The 18,716-nt window shown below is 47.0% G+C and carries 20 protein-coding genes and 3 pseudogenes; 12 read left to right on the forward strand and 11 right to left on the reverse strand.

Translation table 11 applies throughout. The features are described 5' to 3' along the window. Window positions 1-238: 238 nt before the first annotated feature. The 4 genes and pseudogenes from I6E49_RS12615 to I6E49_RS12630 all read right to left on the reverse strand — a co-directional run bounded on the left by I6E49_RS12615 (window position 239) and on the right by I6E49_RS12630 (window position 1,873). The gene (locus tag I6E49_RS12615; RefSeq protein ID WP_235402733.1) at window positions 239-481 is read right to left on the reverse strand and encodes a hypothetical protein; all 243 of its coding nucleotides are present in this window, start codon (window positions 479-481) and stop codon (window positions 239-241) included. Window positions 482-499: 18 nt separating this feature from the next. Then, window positions 500-991 carry a virulence RhuM family protein gene (locus I6E49_RS12620; RefSeq protein ID WP_235402738.1) on the reverse strand — a complete coding sequence of 164 codons (492 nt, stop codon included), beginning with the start codon at window positions 989-991 and terminating at the stop codon, window positions 500-502. A 96-nt stretch (window positions 992-1,087) separates the two neighbouring features. Further along, window positions 1,088-1,489, reverse strand: a pseudogene (locus I6E49_RS12625) (YifB family Mg chelatase-like AAA ATPase); the annotation flags it as partial. A 231-nt stretch (window positions 1,490-1,720) separates the two neighbouring features. Continuing rightward, window positions 1,721-1,873, reverse strand: a complete 153-nt coding sequence (locus I6E49_RS12630) for a hypothetical protein (RefSeq protein WP_235402739.1) — start codon at window positions 1,871-1,873, stop codon at window positions 1,721-1,723. A gap of 181 nt (window positions 1,874-2,054) precedes the next feature. Here I6E49_RS12630 and I6E49_RS12635 point away from each other — a divergent pair, with 181 nt between their 5' ends. Both I6E49_RS12635 and I6E49_RS12640 read left to right on the forward strand, forming a co-directional pair. Then, window positions 2,055-2,471, forward strand: coding sequence for a Fur family transcriptional regulator (locus I6E49_RS12635; RefSeq protein ID WP_235402741.1), 417 nt, complete (start codon window positions 2,055-2,057; stop codon window positions 2,469-2,471). 5 nt (window positions 2,472-2,476) lie between these two features. Next, window positions 2,477-3,043 (forward strand): 6-carboxytetrahydropterin synthase, encoded by a 567-nt coding sequence (locus tag I6E49_RS12640; RefSeq protein ID WP_094380541.1) that lies wholly within the window; start codon window positions 2,477-2,479, stop codon window positions 3,041-3,043. An 85-nt stretch (window positions 3,044-3,128) separates the two neighbouring features. Here I6E49_RS12640 and I6E49_RS12645 read toward each other — a convergent pair whose 3' ends face one another. Next, window positions 3,129-3,392, reverse strand: coding sequence for a tyrosine-type recombinase/integrase (locus I6E49_RS12645; RefSeq protein ID WP_256387340.1), 264 nt, complete (start codon window positions 3,390-3,392; stop codon window positions 3,129-3,131). 75 nt (window positions 3,393-3,467) lie between these two features. On the opposite strand from I6E49_RS12645, the pseudogene I6E49_RS12650 reads away from it, so the two are divergent. The 3 genes and pseudogenes from I6E49_RS12650 to I6E49_RS12655 all read left to right on the forward strand — a co-directional run. Then, window positions 3,468-3,626, forward strand: a pseudogene (locus I6E49_RS12650) (IS5/IS1182 family transposase); the annotation flags it as partial. 48 nt (window positions 3,627-3,674) lie between these two features. Continuing rightward, window positions 3,675-3,887: pseudogene (locus I6E49_RS14770) on the forward strand (hypothetical protein); the annotation flags it as partial. A 262-nt stretch (window positions 3,888-4,149) separates the two neighbouring features. Beyond that, window positions 4,150-5,838 carry a transposase gene (locus I6E49_RS12655; RefSeq protein WP_235402743.1) on the forward strand — a complete coding sequence of 563 codons (1,689 nt, stop codon included), beginning with the start codon at window positions 4,150-4,152 and terminating at the stop codon, window positions 5,836-5,838. 232 nt (window positions 5,839-6,070) lie between these two features. On the opposite strand, the gene I6E49_RS12660 is transcribed toward I6E49_RS12655, so the two are convergent. Then, window positions 6,071-7,612: a YifB family Mg chelatase-like AAA ATPase gene (locus I6E49_RS12660; RefSeq protein WP_235402745.1), complete on the reverse strand. Its 1,542-nt coding sequence runs from the start codon at window positions 7,610-7,612 to the stop codon at window positions 6,071-6,073. Between the two features lie 194 nt (window positions 7,613-7,806). On the opposite strand from I6E49_RS12660, the gene I6E49_RS12665 reads away from it, so the two are divergent. From I6E49_RS12665 to I6E49_RS12675, 3 genes are all read left to right on the forward strand, one after another. Then, window positions 7,807-8,025, forward strand: coding sequence for a helix-turn-helix transcriptional regulator (locus I6E49_RS12665; RefSeq protein ID WP_235392377.1), 219 nt, complete (start codon window positions 7,807-7,809; stop codon window positions 8,023-8,025). Between the two features lie 79 nt (window positions 8,026-8,104). Then, the gene (locus I6E49_RS12670) at window positions 8,105-8,428 is read left to right on the forward strand and encodes a HipA N-terminal domain-containing protein (protein WP_235402746.1); all 324 of its coding nucleotides are present in this window, start codon (window positions 8,105-8,107) and stop codon (window positions 8,426-8,428) included. A 40-nt stretch (window positions 8,429-8,468) separates the two neighbouring features. Continuing rightward, window positions 8,469-9,407: a HipA domain-containing protein gene (locus I6E49_RS12675; protein ID WP_235402747.1), complete on the forward strand. Its 939-nt coding sequence runs from the start codon at window positions 8,469-8,471 to the stop codon at window positions 9,405-9,407. Window positions 9,408-9,464: 57 nt separating this feature from the next. Here I6E49_RS12675 and I6E49_RS12680 read toward each other — a convergent pair whose 3' ends face one another. Together I6E49_RS12680 and I6E49_RS12685 are read right to left on the reverse strand one after the other, a co-directional pair. Continuing rightward, window positions 9,465-9,689 (reverse strand): HepT-like ribonuclease domain-containing protein, encoded by a 225-nt coding sequence (locus I6E49_RS12680; RefSeq protein WP_262911560.1) that lies wholly within the window; start codon window positions 9,687-9,689, stop codon window positions 9,465-9,467. Between the two features lie 111 nt (window positions 9,690-9,800). Continuing rightward, on the reverse strand, window positions 9,801-10,094 hold the full coding sequence (locus I6E49_RS12685) for a nucleotidyltransferase family protein (RefSeq protein WP_235402753.1): 294 nt from the start codon (window positions 10,092-10,094) through the stop codon (window positions 9,801-9,803). A 112-nt stretch (window positions 10,095-10,206) separates the two neighbouring features. Here I6E49_RS12685 and ruvB point away from each other — a divergent pair, with 112 nt between their 5' ends. Continuing rightward, window positions 10,207-11,241, forward strand: a complete 1,035-nt coding sequence (gene ruvB / locus I6E49_RS12690; RefSeq protein ID WP_235402755.1) for a Holliday junction branch migration DNA helicase RuvB — start codon at window positions 10,207-10,209, stop codon at window positions 11,239-11,241. A gap of 17 nt (window positions 11,242-11,258) precedes the next feature. Further along, window positions 11,259-12,563 carry a DUF2851 family protein gene (locus I6E49_RS12695; protein WP_235402760.1) on the forward strand — a complete coding sequence of 435 codons (1,305 nt, stop codon included), beginning with the start codon at window positions 11,259-11,261 and terminating at the stop codon, window positions 12,561-12,563. Window positions 12,564-12,814: 251 nt separating this feature from the next. Here the strand turns inward: I6E49_RS12695 and I6E49_RS12700 are convergent, their stop codons facing one another. Continuing rightward, a complete protein-coding gene (locus I6E49_RS12700) occupies window positions 12,815-14,089 on the reverse strand; it encodes an ATP-binding protein (RefSeq protein ID WP_235402762.1) in 1,275 nt (424 codons plus the stop codon). Window positions 14,090-14,319: 230 nt separating this feature from the next. Between I6E49_RS12700 and I6E49_RS12705 the strand changes: the two genes are divergently transcribed. Beyond that, window positions 14,320-14,991 (forward strand): DUF4476 domain-containing protein, encoded by a 672-nt coding sequence (locus tag I6E49_RS12705; protein WP_235402763.1) that lies wholly within the window; start codon window positions 14,320-14,322, stop codon window positions 14,989-14,991. Window positions 14,992-15,092: 101 nt separating this feature from the next. After that, window positions 15,093-16,217, forward strand: coding sequence for an AAA family ATPase (locus tag I6E49_RS12710; protein ID WP_235402765.1), 1,125 nt, complete (start codon window positions 15,093-15,095; stop codon window positions 16,215-16,217). 45 nt (window positions 16,218-16,262) lie between these two features. Here I6E49_RS12710 and I6E49_RS12715 read toward each other — a convergent pair whose 3' ends face one another. Beyond that, on the reverse strand, window positions 16,263-17,420 hold the full coding sequence (locus I6E49_RS12715) for a CD0519/CD1768 family membrane protein (protein ID WP_235402766.1): 1,158 nt from the start codon (window positions 17,418-17,420) through the stop codon (window positions 16,263-16,265). Between the two features lie 81 nt (window positions 17,421-17,501). After that, window positions 17,502-18,494 (reverse strand): porin, encoded by a 993-nt coding sequence (locus tag I6E49_RS12720; RefSeq protein ID WP_235402769.1) that lies wholly within the window; start codon window positions 18,492-18,494, stop codon window positions 17,502-17,504. Between the last annotated feature and the right edge of the window lie 222 nt (window positions 18,495-18,716).

An 18,716-nucleotide genomic window follows, 5' to 3' on the forward strand; every position in this document is an offset into this window, starting at 1 on the left:
TGACAAGAGATTGGCTGCACTTAGAGAGTATGCTCAAACGGCTTGAATTCTAAATCCGAAACTTGAGTAAATAAGAATTATAATATCCCTTCAAATAATTTCCCCGAAAAGACCGCAATGTCACAATTGCGCTTTTCGTCGGCAAAGTTACAAAAAAATCCTGGTTATCATTCCAATGCAGGAATGAAACCAGGAAATCAAATATCACTATTTAGATTTAATCATATTCTCAATGTCTTCAAGCATTATAAGTCTTGCCATCACTGGCAGTTGTCAAATATTGTTTGACAACTGCTGATTCTTCTAGTTCTCTCTCCTTCAATATGTTAATGACATGATGACTTATGGTTTGTTTGGAGGTGGCAAAAAGTTCTGCCATCTGCTGTTGGTTAAGCCAAACCTTACCATCTTTAGCGTACAGAGCAACTGACGCTTTACCGTCAGTCGTACGATATATTATTATGTTTTGGCGATTATCCATAGAAGTTGTTGTTCGTTATTAATTGCAGATAACATTGAACAGTCCGCTATATTCATCCGTTGTGACCTTCTCCTGCATACCTATGGCACGCCCCATCAGCCGCACCACGTTCTTAAGCTCGTTGTATCGGTCGAGCTTGAGCTGCTGGTTGATGACGTAGCCTTTGATGAGGTATTGCTTGAGAACGGAGGTTGCCCACTGACGGAAACGAGTGCCTTGTATGGATTTTACGCGATAACCTACGGAGATGATAACATCGAGATTGTACATTGTTGTCTCATACGTTTGATCTTGGTCTTTACCCATATGTGCAAATTTTGCACATGTGATATTTTTATCGAGTTCGCCCTCTTTGTAGCAATTGTTTATATGACGTGTGATAACTGTTCGGTCGCGTCCAAACAACTCTGCCATTTGACTTTGTGTAAGCCACACTGTCTCATTCTCCAACTTAACGTTAAGTTGTACGCTGCCGTCTTGCGAACGGTATATTTCTATTGAATTGTTCATATTTGTTTTCTTTTATCAAATTAAGATCAAAAAGTCCTTTTTACTTTTTAACCCTTTTACTTTTTTACTTTTTTACTTTTCAACTCTTTTACCTTTCTAATACAACCTTCGCTCTGCCCAATCGCCTCTGTCGAGATTTCTATAACCAATGGCTTCGCTGATGTGCTGCACCTCTACACGCTCCGAACCGTCAAGATCGGCAATACTACGTGCTACTTTCAGAATACGATTGTAGGCGCGTGCCGACAGCGAGAACTTCTCCATGGCTGTGCGCAGAAGAGCGATGGAAGCGTCATCGGGCTCGGCAAACTCGTGAATCATGCGCTCTGTCATCTGAGCATTGCAATGAATGCCACGGTATTCTTTGAAGCGTGCAGTCTGAATGTCGCGCTCCTTGATCACACGCTCGCGTATTGCCGAGCTGGGTTCGCCCGGTTCGGCCTTCGATATGTCCTTGAACGGCACGGGAGTGATCTCGCATTGAATGTCTGTTCGGTCTAAGAAAAGAGGGGCCGCTGATTGTCCCACTTTTTGGCTCGCTCCATGCCATCTAGCACTACGCCTACGATGATTTATCAAGGACATAGGTGAATGGCCATTGTTTATGTTCACGATGTAAAGATAACACTTTTTGTTTAATTAGTCGAGCCTTTTTGATTAGAATTGCTCCATTGTGCATAGACTCTATACATTCCCACATGGGCCAGGTGAATTTCTGATAGACAGAATCTAAGGAATGTATTTCGACGAGGTTGAGTCCGATAACATGTTTTTGAGGTCTGTATTGCGGTATTGCTTCTTTACGACAGCATAGGCGCGTCCCAGATCCTCAAAAATGTAGGGCGCAACGTCGGCGAAAGGTTCCGATTCAGGACCATCCATAGTGATAATATAACACTCGGGAACCACATCATTATATGTGAACCCCACCAGTATGCCACTATCTTCGAACAGATAAATAGGTGATGCGGTTTTATTCTTCAAAAAGCAGCAATTTTGTTGATAAAAAATTTGCAAATGCGAAATATTATCATTAACTTTGTTGCATCAAAATACGAGAAGAATGGAAAGTACGGAGATTATAAAGAACGCAGGCCTAAAAATCACTCCGCAACGTAAAGTGGTTTATGAGGTTATGATGGAATTGCGTCATGCTGCCATTGATGAAATAATCAAGTGTGTGCAATCCAAAAATAATGAGATAACCATCTCAACCATCTATCGCATTCTTGATTCGTTTTGCAAGGCTAATCTGTTATCACTTGTGTTCCATCCCGAAGTGGGGAAAAGCTATTATGACATTACCGTGACAGAGCATCACCACATATTCGAGGGAGAGAGCATCTTGGATTATATGGATGAAGGGCTTACGGAATTGATACGACAGTATTTGAAAGAAAAGAATTTTGCATCGGTTGACATTAGCCGAATACAGGTGCAGATAACGATAAATAACCCAAAGTTAAACTCTAAAAAGTAAAAAGTATGAGAAGTATCACGACTTTCGATTTGCAGTATGCACATCGGTTCTATGGCTTCCAAGGCGAAGCCCAGTATCTTCACGGTCACACTGGCACACTGACCATTGAGGTGGAAGATACGGTTGAAGAAGGTGTAAACATGGTGTACCCTTGTAATGAAATCCAAAAGGTGGCATGGAGCCTGTTGAAGAATTTTGACCATGCCTTGGTGCTCCGCGAAGATGACCCTTTGCTTCCTGCCATTCTTGATGTGTATGAAAAGCAAGGCATCAAAAACGGCCATCCGCAAAACAAAATGAAAGGAGAGGCCTTCAAGACCGAATTGGCAACGGCTTACCCCGATGCCCGTCTGGTTGTTACCAAAGAAACCATGACAGTGGAAGGTATGATTAAGATTGTATATGACTTGTTGAAAGACAAACTGAACATCGCTAAGATCACTTTCACAAGCGGTGTGAATGCCGCGTCTGCCGAGTTTACCACAAAGAATAACATCGACCGCTGTCCTCTTTGCGGTGTCGCCCTCAACGCGGATGGAGTATGCCCAAAATGTGGTTATCGGAAAAAATAATCCACGTAAAGCTGCATATAAAATAAAGTGATGATGAAAATATGGGGCTGTGTCGTAATTAAGGTTTACGGCGCAGCCCCGTATTTTACAAGTTAGAAAAATAATTTGAAATTCGGCTAATGGCTTCAACCTTTGTTTCCATAACCACATCGGCATACACCTGTGTTGAATTTATGCTCGTATGTCCGAGCAACTTGCCTACTGTGTACAAGTCACTTCCAGCAGCCAGTGTCAGCACGGCAAATGTGTGACGGCTCGTATGGAAACTGACATTTTTCGTAATCTCTGCATCCGCAGTCATTTTTTTAAGATACCTGTTACATACTCCCAATATAGTCAGTTCAAACACCTTTTGGCTCGGCTTGCATCCGTTTCGCTCAGGTAACCAATGCAAAGCCGATGGGTTTAGAGGGATTATTACCTGTCTGCCTACTATCAGTACTTTTGCGGTCTTGAGGCTTTCAGTATATCTGCACCTTACGCCTCATCCGAGCTTGTACATTTCCGTCACCGTATCGGAGAGGAGGGCGTGGAGCTTATCCTCAAGGAAAGCATCCACATCAATCTTGCCATGGAGGACAAGAAGAAGGAGGAGGATGACAGGAATAAGGGAAAGGACGGTCGTGGACGCAAGAGCGACCATCGTCTGGGACGGAACTTCTACAAGGGTCTTTTCGGAGACTCTATAAATGTCATGCTCGCTGCTGCCGCATATAACCTCAAAAGAGCCATGAGGCTCTTTTTGTGCCTTTTCAAATGGGTCATTAGGAGGCTCATGACAGAGGGACAATGGTCGGTTATCACATATAATGCATTCACATGCGCGCATGTGCGAAGTTTTTAAGGCTCGACTAATTATAGAGAGGCTATCATTCTCGTTTAATTTGTAAATTTTACTGTTTTATAGTGATTATTCTTTATCCTTGCTAAGGGAAGCATCGTGGCATCACAAAGTTTTTTGGGGGGAGGCTGTCCGAAAACCTATTAGGATAGTGAACAGCTGATAATGGTTACTATTCATTATGCTTGTTATATTTGTTTTAACTTTGTATATTCTTGAAAATCAATTATTTTGCTTATATTTATAGTATATAATTCACTAAAATATGGCATATAAAAAAGGTCAAGATAGACGTCAGAGGGTTCTTTTCCCAGATTGCATTGACGAGTATGTAGAGTCAGACGCCCCGGTTCGCTTGTTTGATGCTTTCGTTGACAGCCTCAAAATGGATGAACTTGAATTTATTCGCAGTACTCCGGCTGAGACTGGCACTCCTGGATATGATCCTCGCGATCTGCTCAAACTCTATATTTATGGTTACTTCTATCAGGTACGTTCCTCTCGTAAACTAGCCCGTGAATGCAAGTGTAACGTAGAGGTTATGTGGCTGCTTAACAAGCTGACTCCCGACTTTCGTACAATCTCTGATTTCCGCAAGGATAACAAAAAGGCTATAACTAAAGTATATAAGGAGTTCAACAAGTTCTGCATGGGACTGAAGCTCTTCTCCAAGTCATATATCTCCATTGACGGAAGCAAGTTCAAGGCTGTAAATGCCAAGGACAACAACCTAACTCTTAACAAACTCGATGATCGAATCAAGCGTCTTGATGAGCATATTTCAATCTACATGGAAGAGCTTGATGCATACGACCATGAAGAAGGGCGCAAGCTCTCAAAAGACGAGTTGCAACGTAAACTCGATGTTTGTAAGGAGCGCAAGGAACGTTATGAGGGCTATCGTGATACTCTTGAAAAGAGTGGCGAAAGTCAGATTTCCCTAACCGACCCAGACTCCCGACTAATGAAAGCTAACGAAGGCTTTTGTGTCGGCTATAATGTGCAGACCGCCGTTGATGCAGGAAGCCACATGATAGCCGGCTTTCAAGTAACAGACAGTCCTACCGACCATGGTCTAATTACAAGCGTTGCATCAGAGGTGAAAGCCGATTATGGCGTAGAGGTTCTTGAAACTACAGCAGATAAGGGATATGAATGTCCTGAGGATCATGCTGATGCATTGGCTAATGGTATTATACCAAATGTTATACAGCGTGATGGCGGATGCACAGAGCAAGTTCAGTTTAACTACAATGAGGCGACTATAACTGACGCACAGAAGGCAAGCACAAAGCCCGAAGATATGAAGGCTTGCCTTGAAGCAGGTGTTATCCCAGATACATACAAGGATATCCTAACCGATGTCCATATCGCAGAAATCAAGGAATACTCATCTGATGTGGCTGATTCTGCAGTACTTCAGATGACACCAGAACAAATGCGTGCTAAGGCTCTTGATGGATACTTTGTAAGGGATGCCGAACGTAACCTTGTCTATTGTCCTCAAGGGGAAATACTGAGACAGAAGTCAACCAAGAGAAACGGCATGATACGATACTGCAACAAGCTCGCTTGCAAGAAATGCAAGTGTAAGTGTACCGTACAGAAATTCAAGGAGGCTGACTTTGGTAAGGATACCTTGATTAGAACAACCAAAGCAAAGCGTAAGCAACTTAAAGATGAGAACGATGACAAACCGAAACCTCCAAGAACGAAGGTTATAAAGAAAGTTGTTTGTTACATTTTGCATCTCGATCAGAACAAGATGGATAATCGTAAGTGTCTCTCCGAACATCCTTTTGGAACCATGAAGCGGACACTTGGACAATACTATTTTTTACTGAAAGGCAAACTGAAAGTAATGGCTGAGATGGGTCTATTCTGCCTATCTTACAACCTTCGTCGTGCCATATTCCTCAAAGGGGTGCCAGCACTTATAGCATCTCTTATATAAAGACTATTACCATCGAAAAACACGCATAATTATTACTCATATCGGCTTTTCTTGGCCCTTATGACAATTTGTTTAACATAAACTGAAATTTTAATATGAAAACTTGTATGCCCTTAGATGGGTTTAGGTGAAGTTGCGATAGCGACTCTGCCCTCTGTGATATTCTCCAAACTAATGTTTTCGGACGGACTGGGGGGGACGCACGTTCGTGAGGTCCTTAAGGTTCAGCTGACTACCTCTCCGCCCAATCGCCACGGTCGAGGTTGCGGTAGCCTATAGCCTCGGCGAGGTGGTGTTGCTGCACGCTGTCGCTGGCGTCAAGGTCGGCGATGGTGCGCGCCACCTTCAGTATGCGACTGTAGGCGCGTGCCGACAGTGAGAAGCGCTCCATCGCCATGCGTAGGAGGTCCATCCCGGTGTTGTCGGGTTCGGCGTATTGGTGAATCATGCGCTCCGTCATCTGCGCGTTGCAGTGTATGCCTTTGTGTGTGCGATATCGCTCCGCCTGTATGTCGCGTGCTTTGATGACGCGCTGGCGTATGGTGGCACTCGCCTCGCCTGGCGCCGCCTTTGATATGTCTTTGAACGGCACGGGGCTTATCTCGCACTGTATGTCAATGCGGTCGAGCAGCGGGCCCGAAATCTTGTTCATGTAGCGCTGTATTTGTCCCGGTGTGCAGCAACATTTGTGCGTTGGGTCGTTGTAGTAGCCACAAGGGCATGGGTTCATCGAAGCGATGAACATAAAGGAACATGGAAATTCAACAGTATATTTTGATCGTGAGATGGTTATCTTATGGTCTTCGAGCGGCTGGCGCAGCACTTCGAGGGTCTGCTTGTTGAATTCCGGCAGCTCGTCGGCAAAAAGAACGCCGTTGTGAGCCAACGAAATCTCGCCCGGCTGGGGGTTCGTGCCACCGCCGACAAGCGCCACTTCGCTGATGGTATGATGTGGCGAGCGGAACGGACGTTGCGAAATGAGCGACGTGCCACGCCTCAACTTGCCCGCAACGCTGTGTATCTGCGTTGTCTCCAGACTCTCGGCGAGTGACAACGGAGGCAGTATGGAGGGCAGACGCTTTGCCATCATCGACTTGCCCGAGCCCGGTGGGCCCACCATTATCAGATTGTGACCGCCCGCCGCAGCTACTTCCAGGGCACGCTTCACGTTCTCCTGGCCGCGAACGTCGGCAAAGTCGAGGTCGTATTTGTATTGCTGCTCGTAAAATTCGCGTCGTGTGTCAACGATAGTAGGCTCAAACACCGAGGCACCGGTAAGCAGTTTTATTACGTCAAGGATGTTTTCCATGCCGTAAACTTCGAGGTTGTTGACCACAGCAGCTTCGCGTTCGTTCTGCTTCGGCACAATCAGTCCCCTGAGTTTCTCCTTCCTCGCCTTTATGGCAATAGGCAATGCGCCCTTTATAGGTTGCAGTTTTCCGTCAAGGCCCAATTCTCCCACCATCATAAACTGGTTGAGCACATCGCTTGTTATTGCTCCGCTTGCCGCCAAAATGCCGATGGCAAGCGGCAGATCGAACGAGCTTCCCTCCTTTCTGAGGTCGGCTGGAGCAAGGTTTATGGTAATGTCGCCGTGCGGAAACTTATATCCGTTGAACTGAACGGCAGATGCTATGCGGTCGCGACCTTCTCTTACAGCCATGTCGCCCAGTCCCGTCATGCGATACATCACACCGGGTACAATGTTCACTTCAACAGTCACAGTGGTCACATCAAGGCCGTTCACAGCAGCAGAATAAGTCTTTACGAGCATAATAGTAAGTTGGATTGAAAGGTTAATATATAAAAACAAAAGTAGCGGTTTTGCATGGATTTTACAAAGAAACAGTACGGTTTTTTTTATTTTAATAATATTGGCATCATAATTTTATACCCTTTCGGGTGCAATATAAAATAAATTCGTTATATTTGCACCCGAAAGGGTATAATTCAACATAACTATTCGATATGGATACACCAATATCAACATTCGTAAAGGAGCGTCGCAAGATGTTCAATCTCACCCAGGTAGACCTAGCAGAGAAGTCGGGAGTAGGGCTGAGGTTCGTTCGCGAGCTTGAGCAAGGCAAACCAACGCTGCGTCTCGACAAAGTAAATCAAGTGCTGGCATTGTTCGGACACGAGTTGGGGGCGGTGCCGACAGCAAGTAGAATGGGTGACGAGTAGACGAATTGACAAGTAGACGAGTTGACAAGTACACAAGTAACGAGTCGACAAGTAGAAATGTTATAAAATACGAGGAATAATGAAGAGTGCCAAGATTTACATGTACGACCGGTATGCCGGACTGCTTACCGAGGACGAGAACGGATTTTCGTTTGTCTACGATGCTGATTATCTGCAGCGGTCGGACGTCGAACCGATTAGCCTTACAATGCCCCTGCGCAGCGAACCATACGAAGACAAGGTGCTGTTCCCATTCTTCGACGGACTAATTCCCGAAGGATGGCTGCTCAACATTGCCGAACGCAGCTGGAAAATCAACCAGCGCGACCGCATGTCGCTCTTGCTTGCATGCTGCAAGGACTGCATCGGGGCGGTCAGCGTAGTGCCCGTAGAAGATGTCTAACCCAACAAACCCACCTAACCACATTAACACTCCATTGACTATGAACAGATGTCTATACTGCTATAAGCCTCTGAAGGACGGGCAAACCGACTTCCATCCAGCCTGCGCACGCAAATTGTTCGGCGTGAAGGAGGCTCCTGCCCTGCCTTATCGTCGCAGTCAGATTGCTGAATTGGCAAAAAGAGTAGTGCGGGCGCAGACAACGCTGACCGGTGTTCAGGCCAAACTGTCGCTCGATGTAAATCCCGGCGGACGCAACGAGCCCGACCGTTTCACCATCGTAGGACTGTGGGGACGCTACATTCTGAAACCACAGACCGACGCTTATCGTGCTTTGCCGGAGCTCGAAGACCTCACCATGCACATGGCTGAGGCTGCAAAGATAGCCGTAGTGCCCCATTCGCTCATCCGTTTTGCCGACGGCGAGCTGTGTTACATCACCCGTCGCATCGACCGCGAGCGCAATGGAATGAAGATAGCAATGGAAGACATGTGCCAACTGTCCGAACGTCTGACGGAATACAAGTACAAAGGGTCGTACGAGCAGATAGCAAAGCAGATAAAGAAGTATTCAGCCACGCCCCAACTCGACCTCGTGAACTACTGGGAAGTGGTAGTGTTCTCGTGGATAACGGGCAATTCGGACATGCACCTCAAGAACTTCTCGCTATACAAGACACCCCTCGGCTACACGCTAACGCCCGCCTACGACCTCCTTTCGACAGCCATCGTTATGCCCGAGGACAAGGAAGAACTTGCGCTTACGCTCAATGGCAAGAAGGCAAGGATAAAGCGCAGCGACTTCGAGAAGTCGATAATAGCGTCGGGAGTGAACGAAAAGGTGCTCGACAACATTGCCAAGAAGTTTCGCAAGGCGCTCATCAAGTGGCTCGACCTTATCGACATATCGTTTCTGCCCGACGATTTCAAGCGACAATACAAGCGGTTGATAATAGGCAGAATGCTGAGGTTGAGGTGAATTGAAGTTGCGTTAATTTAATGTTATCTCCAGAATAGCTTAATACTGTTTCAATAGTTACTCCACTACTTCAAGTAGTTGGGGCAACCCATTTCGTATAGTGTCGTACACTATTTCTTCGTCTATATTGGCATACTCATGAGAAATAAGATTACGCATATCATATATTGCTTCCCACGGAATGGATGAATAAGTCGATAATGGTTTTTCTGGAACCTTCAATAATTTTCCTACATGTTCACCGATAACTTGCAATCGCATTACACAAGCGTTAAACGCCATATACTAATCAGGAGAAAGCATAAAATCATCAGCTGATACAACATTCTTACTCCATTCCTGTATCAGCTCAATAGATTCCTTTATCTCTTCTAATTTATCATGAATTTTATGTTATACATACACTACATCATTATTAATGTTTGACAAAAACAACGGTCGCAATGATTTGCGAAGGCGCACTAAATCAACCTTACAATTGAATAAAGAAGACAAAGCCTCACGCAAATCGTGCATTAATACAAATGACGGTGATTTTACTTCTACAACAATATCAATATCGCTGTCTTCAGTATTTTCTCCTCTTGCAACAGAACCGAAAATTCCGAGTTTGGTAATGCCGTAAGTATCACCAAACTTCTGTTTGAAATTCTTCAACAAAGATATACTGTCTTGTAATTGTATCATAGTGTATTGATTGCAATTTGTGTACAAATATAACGGTTTAGTTTGGGTCTGCAAAGCCTTTCTTAATAAAAATCGTTATCTTTGCAGAACATAATCGTTTTAATAAAGTATAATGGAAGAAGATTTCGATATACGCGAGGAGCAGGCGCGTAAGGGCGAGAAGGACTTTGAGAACGCCCTTAGACCGTTGCGATTCGGCGACTTCAGCGGACAGCAGAAGGTGGTGGAGAACCTGGAAGTGTTCGTTGAGGCTGCCAAGTATCGTGGCGAACCGCTCGACCACACTCTCTTGCACGGTCCTCCGGGATTGGGCAAGACCACACTGAGCAACATCATTGCCAACGAACTCGGCGTGGGATTCAAGATAACAAGCGGACCCGTGCTCGACAAGCCGGGCGACCTTGCCGGCATACTCACATCGCTTGAGCCGCGCGACGTGCTCTTCATCGACGAGATACATCGTCTGTCGCCCGTCGTCGAGGAGTATCTATACTCGGCAATGGAAGACTATCGCATCGACATAATGATAGACAAAGGTCCGTCGGCACGCTCCATCCAGATAGATTTGAATCCCTTTACGCTCGTCGGAGCTACCACCCGTAGCGGTCTGCTTACAGCCCCGTTGCGCGCCCGATTCGGCATCAATCTGCACCTGGAATATTACGGCCCCGAGATGCTTCAGAAGATTATAAAGCGCTCGGCAGCCATAATGCGGGTACCAATCGACGACGATGCCGCCATAGAGATAGCACGCCGCTCACGCGGAACGCCCCGTATAGCCAACGCCCTGCTGCGCCGTGTGCGCGACTTTGCGCAGGTGAAGGGCAACGGACGCATCGACCGCGACATAGCACGGCTGTCGCTCTCGGCGCTCAACATCGACCAGTATGGTCTCGACGAGATTGACAACAAGATACTGCTGACCATCATCGACAAGTTCCACGGAGGTCCTGTCGGCGTCAGCACCATAGCCACCGCCATCGGCGAGGACACCGGCACCGTCGAGGAAGTGTACGAGCCGTATCTCATCATGGAGGGATTCATCAAGCGAACGCAGCGCGGACGCATGGTTACACCGCTCGCTTACCAGCATCTCGGACGCCCAATGACGGGCAGCAACGCCGCAGAACCGTCGCTGTTCGACTAATATCCTAAACCAAATCTATGGAACAACTACTGCACTATATATGGAAGCACCGCATAATGCCGCTGCATGAACTGCGCACCACCGACGGAAGAGCGGTGGAAATCATCGATCCCGGACTGCACAACACGCATTCGGGGCCCGACTTCTTCAACGCCAAGCTGCGCATCGACGGCACCATGTGGGTGGGCAACGTGGAGATACACGAGCGCTCAGCCGACTGGTTCATGCACTCGCACGACCAGAATCCGGCGTATAACAATGTAGTGCTGCACGTGGCATCGGTGATAGATGCCGACGTAGTGACCGCCGACGGCTCGCGTCCGCCGCAAATGGAGCTGCACGTACCGCCTTATGTCATGCAGAACTACCGCCGTCTGCTGGCTGCCGACCACTATCCGCCGTGCCGCGAAACGGTGATGCAGCTGCCGCGGCTAACCGTACATTCGTGGATGAGCGCGCTCGGAGCCGAACGCCTTGCCGACAAGTGTGCAGCCATAGAGCAACGTGTCCGGGCGGCAGGCGGATCGTGGGAGCAGGCTTTCTTCGCCACCATAGCGCGCAGCTTCGGCTTCGGCGTCAACAGCGAGGCGTTCGAGCAGTGGGCGGCACAGTTGCCCTTCATGCAGGTGGCACACCACCGCGACGACCCGTTTCAGGTCGAGGCGCTGTTCATAGGCTCTGCCGGACTGCTCGACACCAGCCAGATGAACGAGCGCCAGCGAGCCGCTGCCACAGCCGACCCTTACTTCGTGCGGCTCAGAAACGAGTGGGAATATCTCGCCCACAAGTTCTCGCTCACAGCCATGCAGCGCCAGACGTGGCGGTTTCTGCGCCTGCGTCCGCAGAACTTCCCCTACATACGCCTCTCGCAGCTTGCCCAGCTATACTGCTCGCGCAATGCCGACCTGAGCCGTATCACCACATGCAGCACGCTCGCAGAGGTGCGCCAGGCGCTGCAGACCGCCGTCAGCCCCTACTGGCAGACCCACTACACCTTCGGCAACGCATCGCGCAGCAATGCCAAGCATCTCTCGCCGGCATCCATCGACCTGCTCATTATCAACGCCGTAGTGCCCATGCTGCACGCCTACGGCAACCACCGCAAGGACGAACTCCTCATGGCTCGCGCCAACGATCTGCTCATTTCGCTGCCCCCCGAGGACAACACCCATATACGCCTGTGGCACGAGTGCGGCATAACAGCCGACAATGCAGCCGACTCGCAGTCGCTCATCCAGCTGCACACACGCTACTGCGAGCGCAAGGACTGCCTGCGCTGCCGCTTCGGCTATCACAGTATGAAGCAGCGCAAGGACACCTGATATGAAGCCGGCAAAATCACATGAAAGTACCCCTTTTGCCCCCTTTGCGGATGGTACAAACAATAGTAAAAATAAAAAGGACTCCTTTTGGCTTGCAAAAGGGGTCCTTTTGGTGTGTAAAAGGAGTCCTTTTGGAGAGCAAAAGGGCTACATTTGGAAGGCAAAAGGACTCCTTTTTTTTAATGTCAAGTGTTAAATGTTGAATGTTAGGTGTTATGCTATATGGAAAGGGGCTATTAATTTCAACAAGTTTATTGTAAAAGCCATTTCCACACTGGCATCACTTCTATTGTTCCAAAACTGTCTTCTATTCTGTCGGATTCGTCGTTTGTCAAGATCAAACGACGCTTACAAGAGAGCACACCAGGTATTCTCTTCAAAGCATTGACCTCACGCTCGTAAGTAGCAGGAGACTGTGTGATACTATAAGAAACTTGTATGGCAAGCCGTTCATAGGGAACATAAAAGTCAACTTCTACTTTATTATTATAGAAGAAAACCCTTTCGTTGTCAGAATCATGTCCGTATTTACGGAAGAGTGCGAGGGCAACGATGTTTTCAAGCAGCATAGTCTCTCCGTCAAGAAGGAACAAATCGAGCACACCATTGTCTATAAAATAGTATTTACAAGAAGTTTCTTTTTCAGCGAAAGGTGCAGAAACATTTCTCAGGCGTAATAATAGCCAGGCTGCCTCGCTGTATTCTATGTATTTACTGACAGTTGGCATCGTGATTTTTCCAATTACAGAGGAAAGGATATTGGCCAGGCGATTGTATGATACGGGTTGCCCGACATTCTCTGCCAATTTTTTTAACATCAAGCGTAGAATGTTTGGGTTGGCTATTTTGTTACGGCTTGCAATATCACCGAGATATATTTTTTGGAATGTACTGCTCAGATAGTCGCGTTTCACAGCAAGGCCTACCGACTCAGGCAATCCTCCCCACAATAGATATTCGTTCCAGGCTCGTAGTACCATTGCCCTTGACTCGGTTGCCAATAGCGATATTTCATCATAAGCAATGTCTTGTATCTTTAAAAATTCACGGAAATCGTATGGGTAAACTTCTGTTGCCAGGTATCGTCCTCCTAATGTTGTCATAACTTCTGATGATAGCATCTTTGCGTTACTGCCCGTTACCCATACGTAATACTTTGCATCGGCCAGTCGACGGGCAAACTTTTCCCAACCTTCTATATTCTGAATTTCATCCAAGAACAGCATCGGGCGTTTTCCGTACATTTCTGCATGAGCCTCCAATATCAGTTCAAAATCGCTACTGTCGAACTGAGTGAGACGGTCGTCTTCAAAGTTCAGATAGAGCATTTCGTCCCAACTATGCCCCAAAGCCAACAGCTGCTGTATCTTTTGGTATAGCATAAAAGACTTGCCTGCACGACGTACACCTACAAATACACGACACGTGAAGTCATCTGAAGGCAATTCACGAGGCACTATCTTGTAGTTTTTGATATCATTTTGGTTGGTAGCTAAAACCTGTTTAAGTATGTCTTTGCTTATCATATATCTTTATTTTTCAAATTATCATTTTGAACTTTTGGTACAAAGTTATAAATTATATTTTGAAATATGCGTATTTGCCCGCAAAAACAAATTGTTGCTGCGCCCGATTTTGCTTTTAGGGATTTTCCTATAAACCCATAGGGAATTACACCATTCTCCTTTCAGCATAACTTACTACTTTTGCAACCGGATAAGAAACATACAACAACCCTCAATAAATAGCACAGTTTATGAAGAGAAACGAATGGATGGCTCTTATAGTCACAAGCTTTATGATGATGGCAGTGTGCCTTTCGGCACAGGCAAAGGTGAAGAAGACTGTGGAACGCGGAATGACCAAGCAGGAGGTAGTGGCCATACTGGGACAGCCCAAGCTCACGAACTTCGACGCTTACGGCGACAGATGGGAGTACTACAAGATGAATGCCTTGACGGGCGAGAGCAAGCGCATTGTCGTAGGCTTTGACCTTAACGGTAGGGTAGTGGCTTATGAAACTAAATATTGGGATAACAACACTAATAGCGAAATCGGAAACTGCAATCAGCGACCAGCTCCTCCATACGGTGCAGGGGCAGGTCCTGACGGTCCGGCTTATTACGGCTACTGTCTCGACGACGCATCCTTCAGCCGACTGTACAACAAGGTGAAGAATGCAAGCTTCGACGACAATAAGTTCGATCTCATTGAAGTGGCAAGCCTCGGATGCTTCTACTCATGCAGCCAGACTGCCCGCATGATGAAGATGTTCACATTCAGCGACAAGCAACTCAAGGTTTTGCGACTCATGGCACCCCACATTGTCGACCCCGAGAATGCCATCGCCATATACGACGTATTGACTTTCGACAGCGAGAAGTCGAAGGCAGGAGAGATAATGAGGATTTCAAGACCAGGAATGTAGCGCAGAGATTTCAGTGAAAGTTCACAAAGTTGTGGTCCACAACTTTGTGAACTTTGTTTTTTTTTCATTAACTTTGCAAAAAGTAATAATGACTGAAGGTTATGGAAAAAGCTTTTATATACGGTATGTCAGTAGGTGGCAACAACTTTACCGACCGAATTGAAGAAACCAAGCGTATCAGGCTTGATTTTGAAAATGGCATCAATGTTATTCTCATTTCTCCACGACGCATGGGAAAGACTTCGCTTATAAAAAAAGTGATTTCAGAGATTAACAATCCGATGCTTAAAATCGTATATATGGATATATATGACTGCCGTAGTGAATACGATTTCTATAATCGATTTGCCGAAACCATAATGAAATCCACTGGCAGTCATTTGGAGCAAGTGATGGAGAATATTAAGCGTTTCCTGGTTAGAATTTCGCCAAAGCTGTCATTTAGTCCTGAACCTAATTCTGAATTTTCTGTTTCATTGGGAATAACGCCAAAGGATTATTCTCCAGAAGAAATTCTGAATCTTCCAGAGCGTATAGCTAAGGAACTTGGTGTCAGACTTGTAGTATGCATTGATGAGTTTCAGCAGATAGGGGAGTTCCCCGATTCGCTGAGTATACAAAAACGCCTGCGTGGTGTTTGGCAGCACCATCAGAATGTGTCTTATTGTTTCTTTGGCAGCAAGAAGCATCTGATGGAGAATATTTTCCAAAGTCGTCGCATGCCTTTCTATCAGTTTGGCGAAATGCTACATCTCAAGTGCATTCCTACGGAATATTGGGTGCCTTTTATTTGTTCTCGATTTGAGAAGTTTGGCAAGAAGATAAGCGAAGAGTATGCCTGCAGAATCTGTCAAGAAGTCAGGAACTATTCCTCTTATGTGCAGCAACTTGCGTGGAACGTGATGGCTGAAACGGAGAATGAGGTTGATGAGGAGAGTTTTACAGAAGGTCTGAAGGCTTTGTTGGAGCAAAACAGCAGTCTCTTTATACAACAGACGGAGGGGCTTACCACTTATCAACTCAACTTTATTCGCCTTTTGTGCAATGGCATTCATTCTGGATTCACCACTCAATCGGTCGCTGAGTCATATCCCTTGGGTAGCAAGTCGAATGTCGACCGCATAAAGAAAAGTCTGATAGACAAAGAGATTATTACCATTGAGAAGGATGGCGTATATCTTGCTGATTGTGTGTTTGAACTATGGTTTAAAAGAGAAATGATGTAGCAGTTGGCATAAGTAGCGGAGGCTGGAGACCTCCGCTGCTTTTTTCTACCCTGCAATACACGTATACAACCAGAACATCCAGTGGGCACTGATGGCAGCAACGAGTCCGCCGCAGAAGTGCGCCATGATGGCCTTCGGTGTAAGGTCGCGATAGCCGATGGAGTCGAGCATGGCGGTATGGGTGCTGAGGAATCCGCTCCAGCACATACCGATGGCAGTGAATACAGCTATGGCATTGCCGTCAATCCATCCGTGAGTGATGAATCCCGGAATCAGACTGAGGGCTGCACCTACCGCTCCGAGAGCAGTAATCGGGAAGGCTACGAGGTGCGGGTCGTGGAATCCGAACAGCCACTCGAACACGAAGTCAATCTTATTGGCGAGCCAAGGCAGCAGTTCTACGCCCTGATAGGCAGCGCCGTTGTACGTTCCGTCCACAGCCGGACCGAACGTAAATATCATCACAAAGGTAGAGATGATGAGCACGCCGGGGATGATGGCTATGCCCACTTCTACACCGCTGCGTCCGCCGTCGAGCATAGCGTTGAGCAGACGGATGAATACTGTCTTCTCGGTCTTCTTGTCTTCCTCCTCTTCTTCCTCTATATCTTCCTTCGATACGGCATCCTCAACGGCATATTGCGGATAGGCCTTAAGCACGAAGCGCTGCATCAGCCGTGTGGAGCATACGCATCCGCAGCACGCTCCTACAAGTCCTATGAGCGGAGCCACGTAATATCCCTGGCTTGCCATGAACACTATGACGAGCAGTCCCATTCCGAATGCCGTGCCGAAGTTGGTGAGCGATATGAATTGGTACTTCTTGAAGTAGCTTGCAAAGCGCTTGTCGTTGGCAAGCGATATGATGGCGGGATTGTCCGAGAGGAATGTCATCACGGCGCCCAACGACGTTACGCCAGGCAGATTGAATATGGGGCGCATCAGCGGACGCAGCGTACGCTCAAGCAAAGCCACCACGCCAAACTCCACAAACACTCTGCCCAGGGCACCCGTTATCACACATATACTCATCAGATAGAACACGGTGTTGAGCAGAAGGTCGTGGGCTGTCTTCATGATTGTGTTGAGCATGTTGGGTACGCCCATTATTATGCCCAGATAGCCGAACAAGACTGTTACTGACGCGATGCACCACACTCCGCTCGGAATGAGCTTCTTGCTTTTTTGATTTATCTTACTCATTGCTCATTAATAATTAAACATTCAACATCTAACACTCAACATTTAACACTTAACATTTAACACTTAACATTAATAATAAGCCTATTTGCTTTTCCACGACAGCAGATGCAGCTTGGCAATGAACGCCAGTCGCACAGTAGTATGGTTGTCATTGAGTGTTCCTGAGGGGTTGCTGTTGGTGCCGGCAGAGTGCGACACGCCCAGACTTACGCGCACGTCGGGCTTGCCTTTGGTAGGGAAGAACTCCACACCGCCGCCATACGCCGTCATCTCTGTGCCCGGCAATACGCACAAGTCGGCATTGGTGTCGGTACGGTTAACGTCGTATGTGAACTTGCCGTACAGTCCGAGATGCGGAATAAGACGATAGTCGAGGCGCGCCATCACCGAACAGTCCTTGAAGAAGTAGGTCTGATGGCTTGCCGCACGGTTCATAAAGTCGAGCTCGAGTGATGCATTGCCAGCGTTGAATTTGTTGCCGAGGGCTATGTACGAAATGAATTTGCCCGGCATATACTCAATCATATTTGCCGAATAGAGCGTGTTGAGCCATCCGTAGTTGCCAGCCCAGTGCAGATGATAGGCGAGCATGTCGCGGTTGGCAGGCGTATTGAAGAGGCTTTGGGTCACCTGGCCGCTGAAACGGCTCTTGCCGTTGGTGGTGGTATAGGTAGCGCTGGCGCCAAACTGGAACGGATCGATGTTGTTCCAGAATTCAGACGAGACGTATATGTCGATAGGGCAGCGGTCGTACTCGTATCCGCCAACAAGAGCCACCTGCTTTCCGGCAGCCACGCTCCAGTGGTCGTTCAGCTTATAGTCGAGATATACCCAGTCGGTGCCGTCAAACCGGTCGTTCTCGTTCTTCTTTTGATTGATGCGCTGTCGCCATGAATATGTGAGTCGGTCGGTCAATTGTCCGCTCACCCTGAAAAAGAAGTAGTCGCCCTTAAATCCCGAAGCGTCGTGACGTATCTGGTGGTCGACGCGGTCGTTGAGATAGCTGACGCGTGTCTGAAGGTCGATGTTGACACTGGGCTTGAAATCGTTGTCGGCAATCGATGGAGTTGCCATGCAGAGTAAACCCGCAATGAGGACATGGTATGGTCTCATATAATGAATAATTAGTTTAATAGGTTTTGGGTTATTATTAACATCGCAAAACTAATAAATAAATTTGATTTGTCAGAAATATCTTGTAAATTTGTGACATAAATAATAAATTACTCAAGTTTCGGATTTAGAATTCAAGCCGTTTGAGCATACTCTCTAAGTGCAGCCAATCTCTTGTCATTC

The sequence above is a fragment of the Leyella stercorea genome (assembly GCF_021531655.1).

Bases quoted from the DNA above. Each gene is read 5' to 3' on its own strand.
- I6E49_RS12615 (WP_235402733.1), bottom strand. From the start codon at position 481: ATGGATAATCGCCAAAACATAATAATATATCGTACGACTGACGGTAAA.
- I6E49_RS12620 (WP_235402738.1), bottom strand. From the start codon at position 991: ATGAACAATTCAATAGAAATATACCGTTCGCAAGACGGCAGCGTACAA.
- I6E49_RS12630 (WP_235402739.1), bottom strand. From the start codon at position 1,873: ATGGATGGTCCTGAATCGGAACCTTTCGCCGACGTTGCGCCCTACATT.
- I6E49_RS12635 (WP_235402741.1), top strand. From the start codon at position 2,055: ATGGAAAGTACGGAGATTATAAAGAACGCAGGCCTAAAAATCACTCCG.
- I6E49_RS12640 (WP_094380541.1), top strand. From the start codon at position 2,477: ATGAGAAGTATCACGACTTTCGATTTGCAGTATGCACATCGGTTCTAT.
- I6E49_RS12655 (WP_235402743.1), top strand. From the start codon at position 4,150: ATGGCATATAAAAAAGGTCAAGATAGACGTCAGAGGGTTCTTTTCCCA.
- I6E49_RS12660 (WP_235402745.1), bottom strand. From the start codon at position 7,612: ATGCTCGTAAAGACTTATTCTGCTGCTGTGAACGGCCTTGATGTGACC.
- I6E49_RS12665 (WP_235392377.1), top strand. From the start codon at position 7,807: ATGGATACACCAATATCAACATTCGTAAAGGAGCGTCGCAAGATGTTC.
- I6E49_RS12670 (WP_235402746.1), top strand. From the start codon at position 8,105: ATGAAGAGTGCCAAGATTTACATGTACGACCGGTATGCCGGACTGCTT.
- I6E49_RS12675 (WP_235402747.1), top strand. From the start codon at position 8,469: ATGAACAGATGTCTATACTGCTATAAGCCTCTGAAGGACGGGCAAACC.
- I6E49_RS12680 (WP_262911560.1), bottom strand. From the start codon at position 9,689: ATGGCGTTTAACGCTTGTGTAATGCGATTGCAAGTTATCGGTGAACAT.
- I6E49_RS12685 (WP_235402753.1), bottom strand. From the start codon at position 10,094: ATGATACAATTACAAGACAGTATATCTTTGTTGAAGAATTTCAAACAG.
- ruvB (WP_235402755.1), top strand. From the start codon at position 10,207: ATGGAAGAAGATTTCGATATACGCGAGGAGCAGGCGCGTAAGGGCGAG.
- I6E49_RS12695 (WP_235402760.1), top strand. From the start codon at position 11,259: ATGGAACAACTACTGCACTATATATGGAAGCACCGCATAATGCCGCTG.
- I6E49_RS12700 (WP_235402762.1), bottom strand. From the start codon at position 14,089: ATGATAAGCAAAGACATACTTAAACAGGTTTTAGCTACCAACCAAAAT.
- I6E49_RS12705 (WP_235402763.1), top strand. From the start codon at position 14,320: ATGAAGAGAAACGAATGGATGGCTCTTATAGTCACAAGCTTTATGATG.
- I6E49_RS12710 (WP_235402765.1), top strand. From the start codon at position 15,093: ATGGAAAAAGCTTTTATATACGGTATGTCAGTAGGTGGCAACAACTTT.
- I6E49_RS12715 (WP_235402766.1), bottom strand. From the start codon at position 17,420: ATGAGTAAGATAAATCAAAAAAGCAAGAAGCTCATTCCGAGCGGAGTG.
- I6E49_RS12720 (WP_235402769.1), bottom strand. From the start codon at position 18,494: ATGGCAACTCCATCGATTGCCGACAACGATTTCAAGCCCAGTGTCAAC.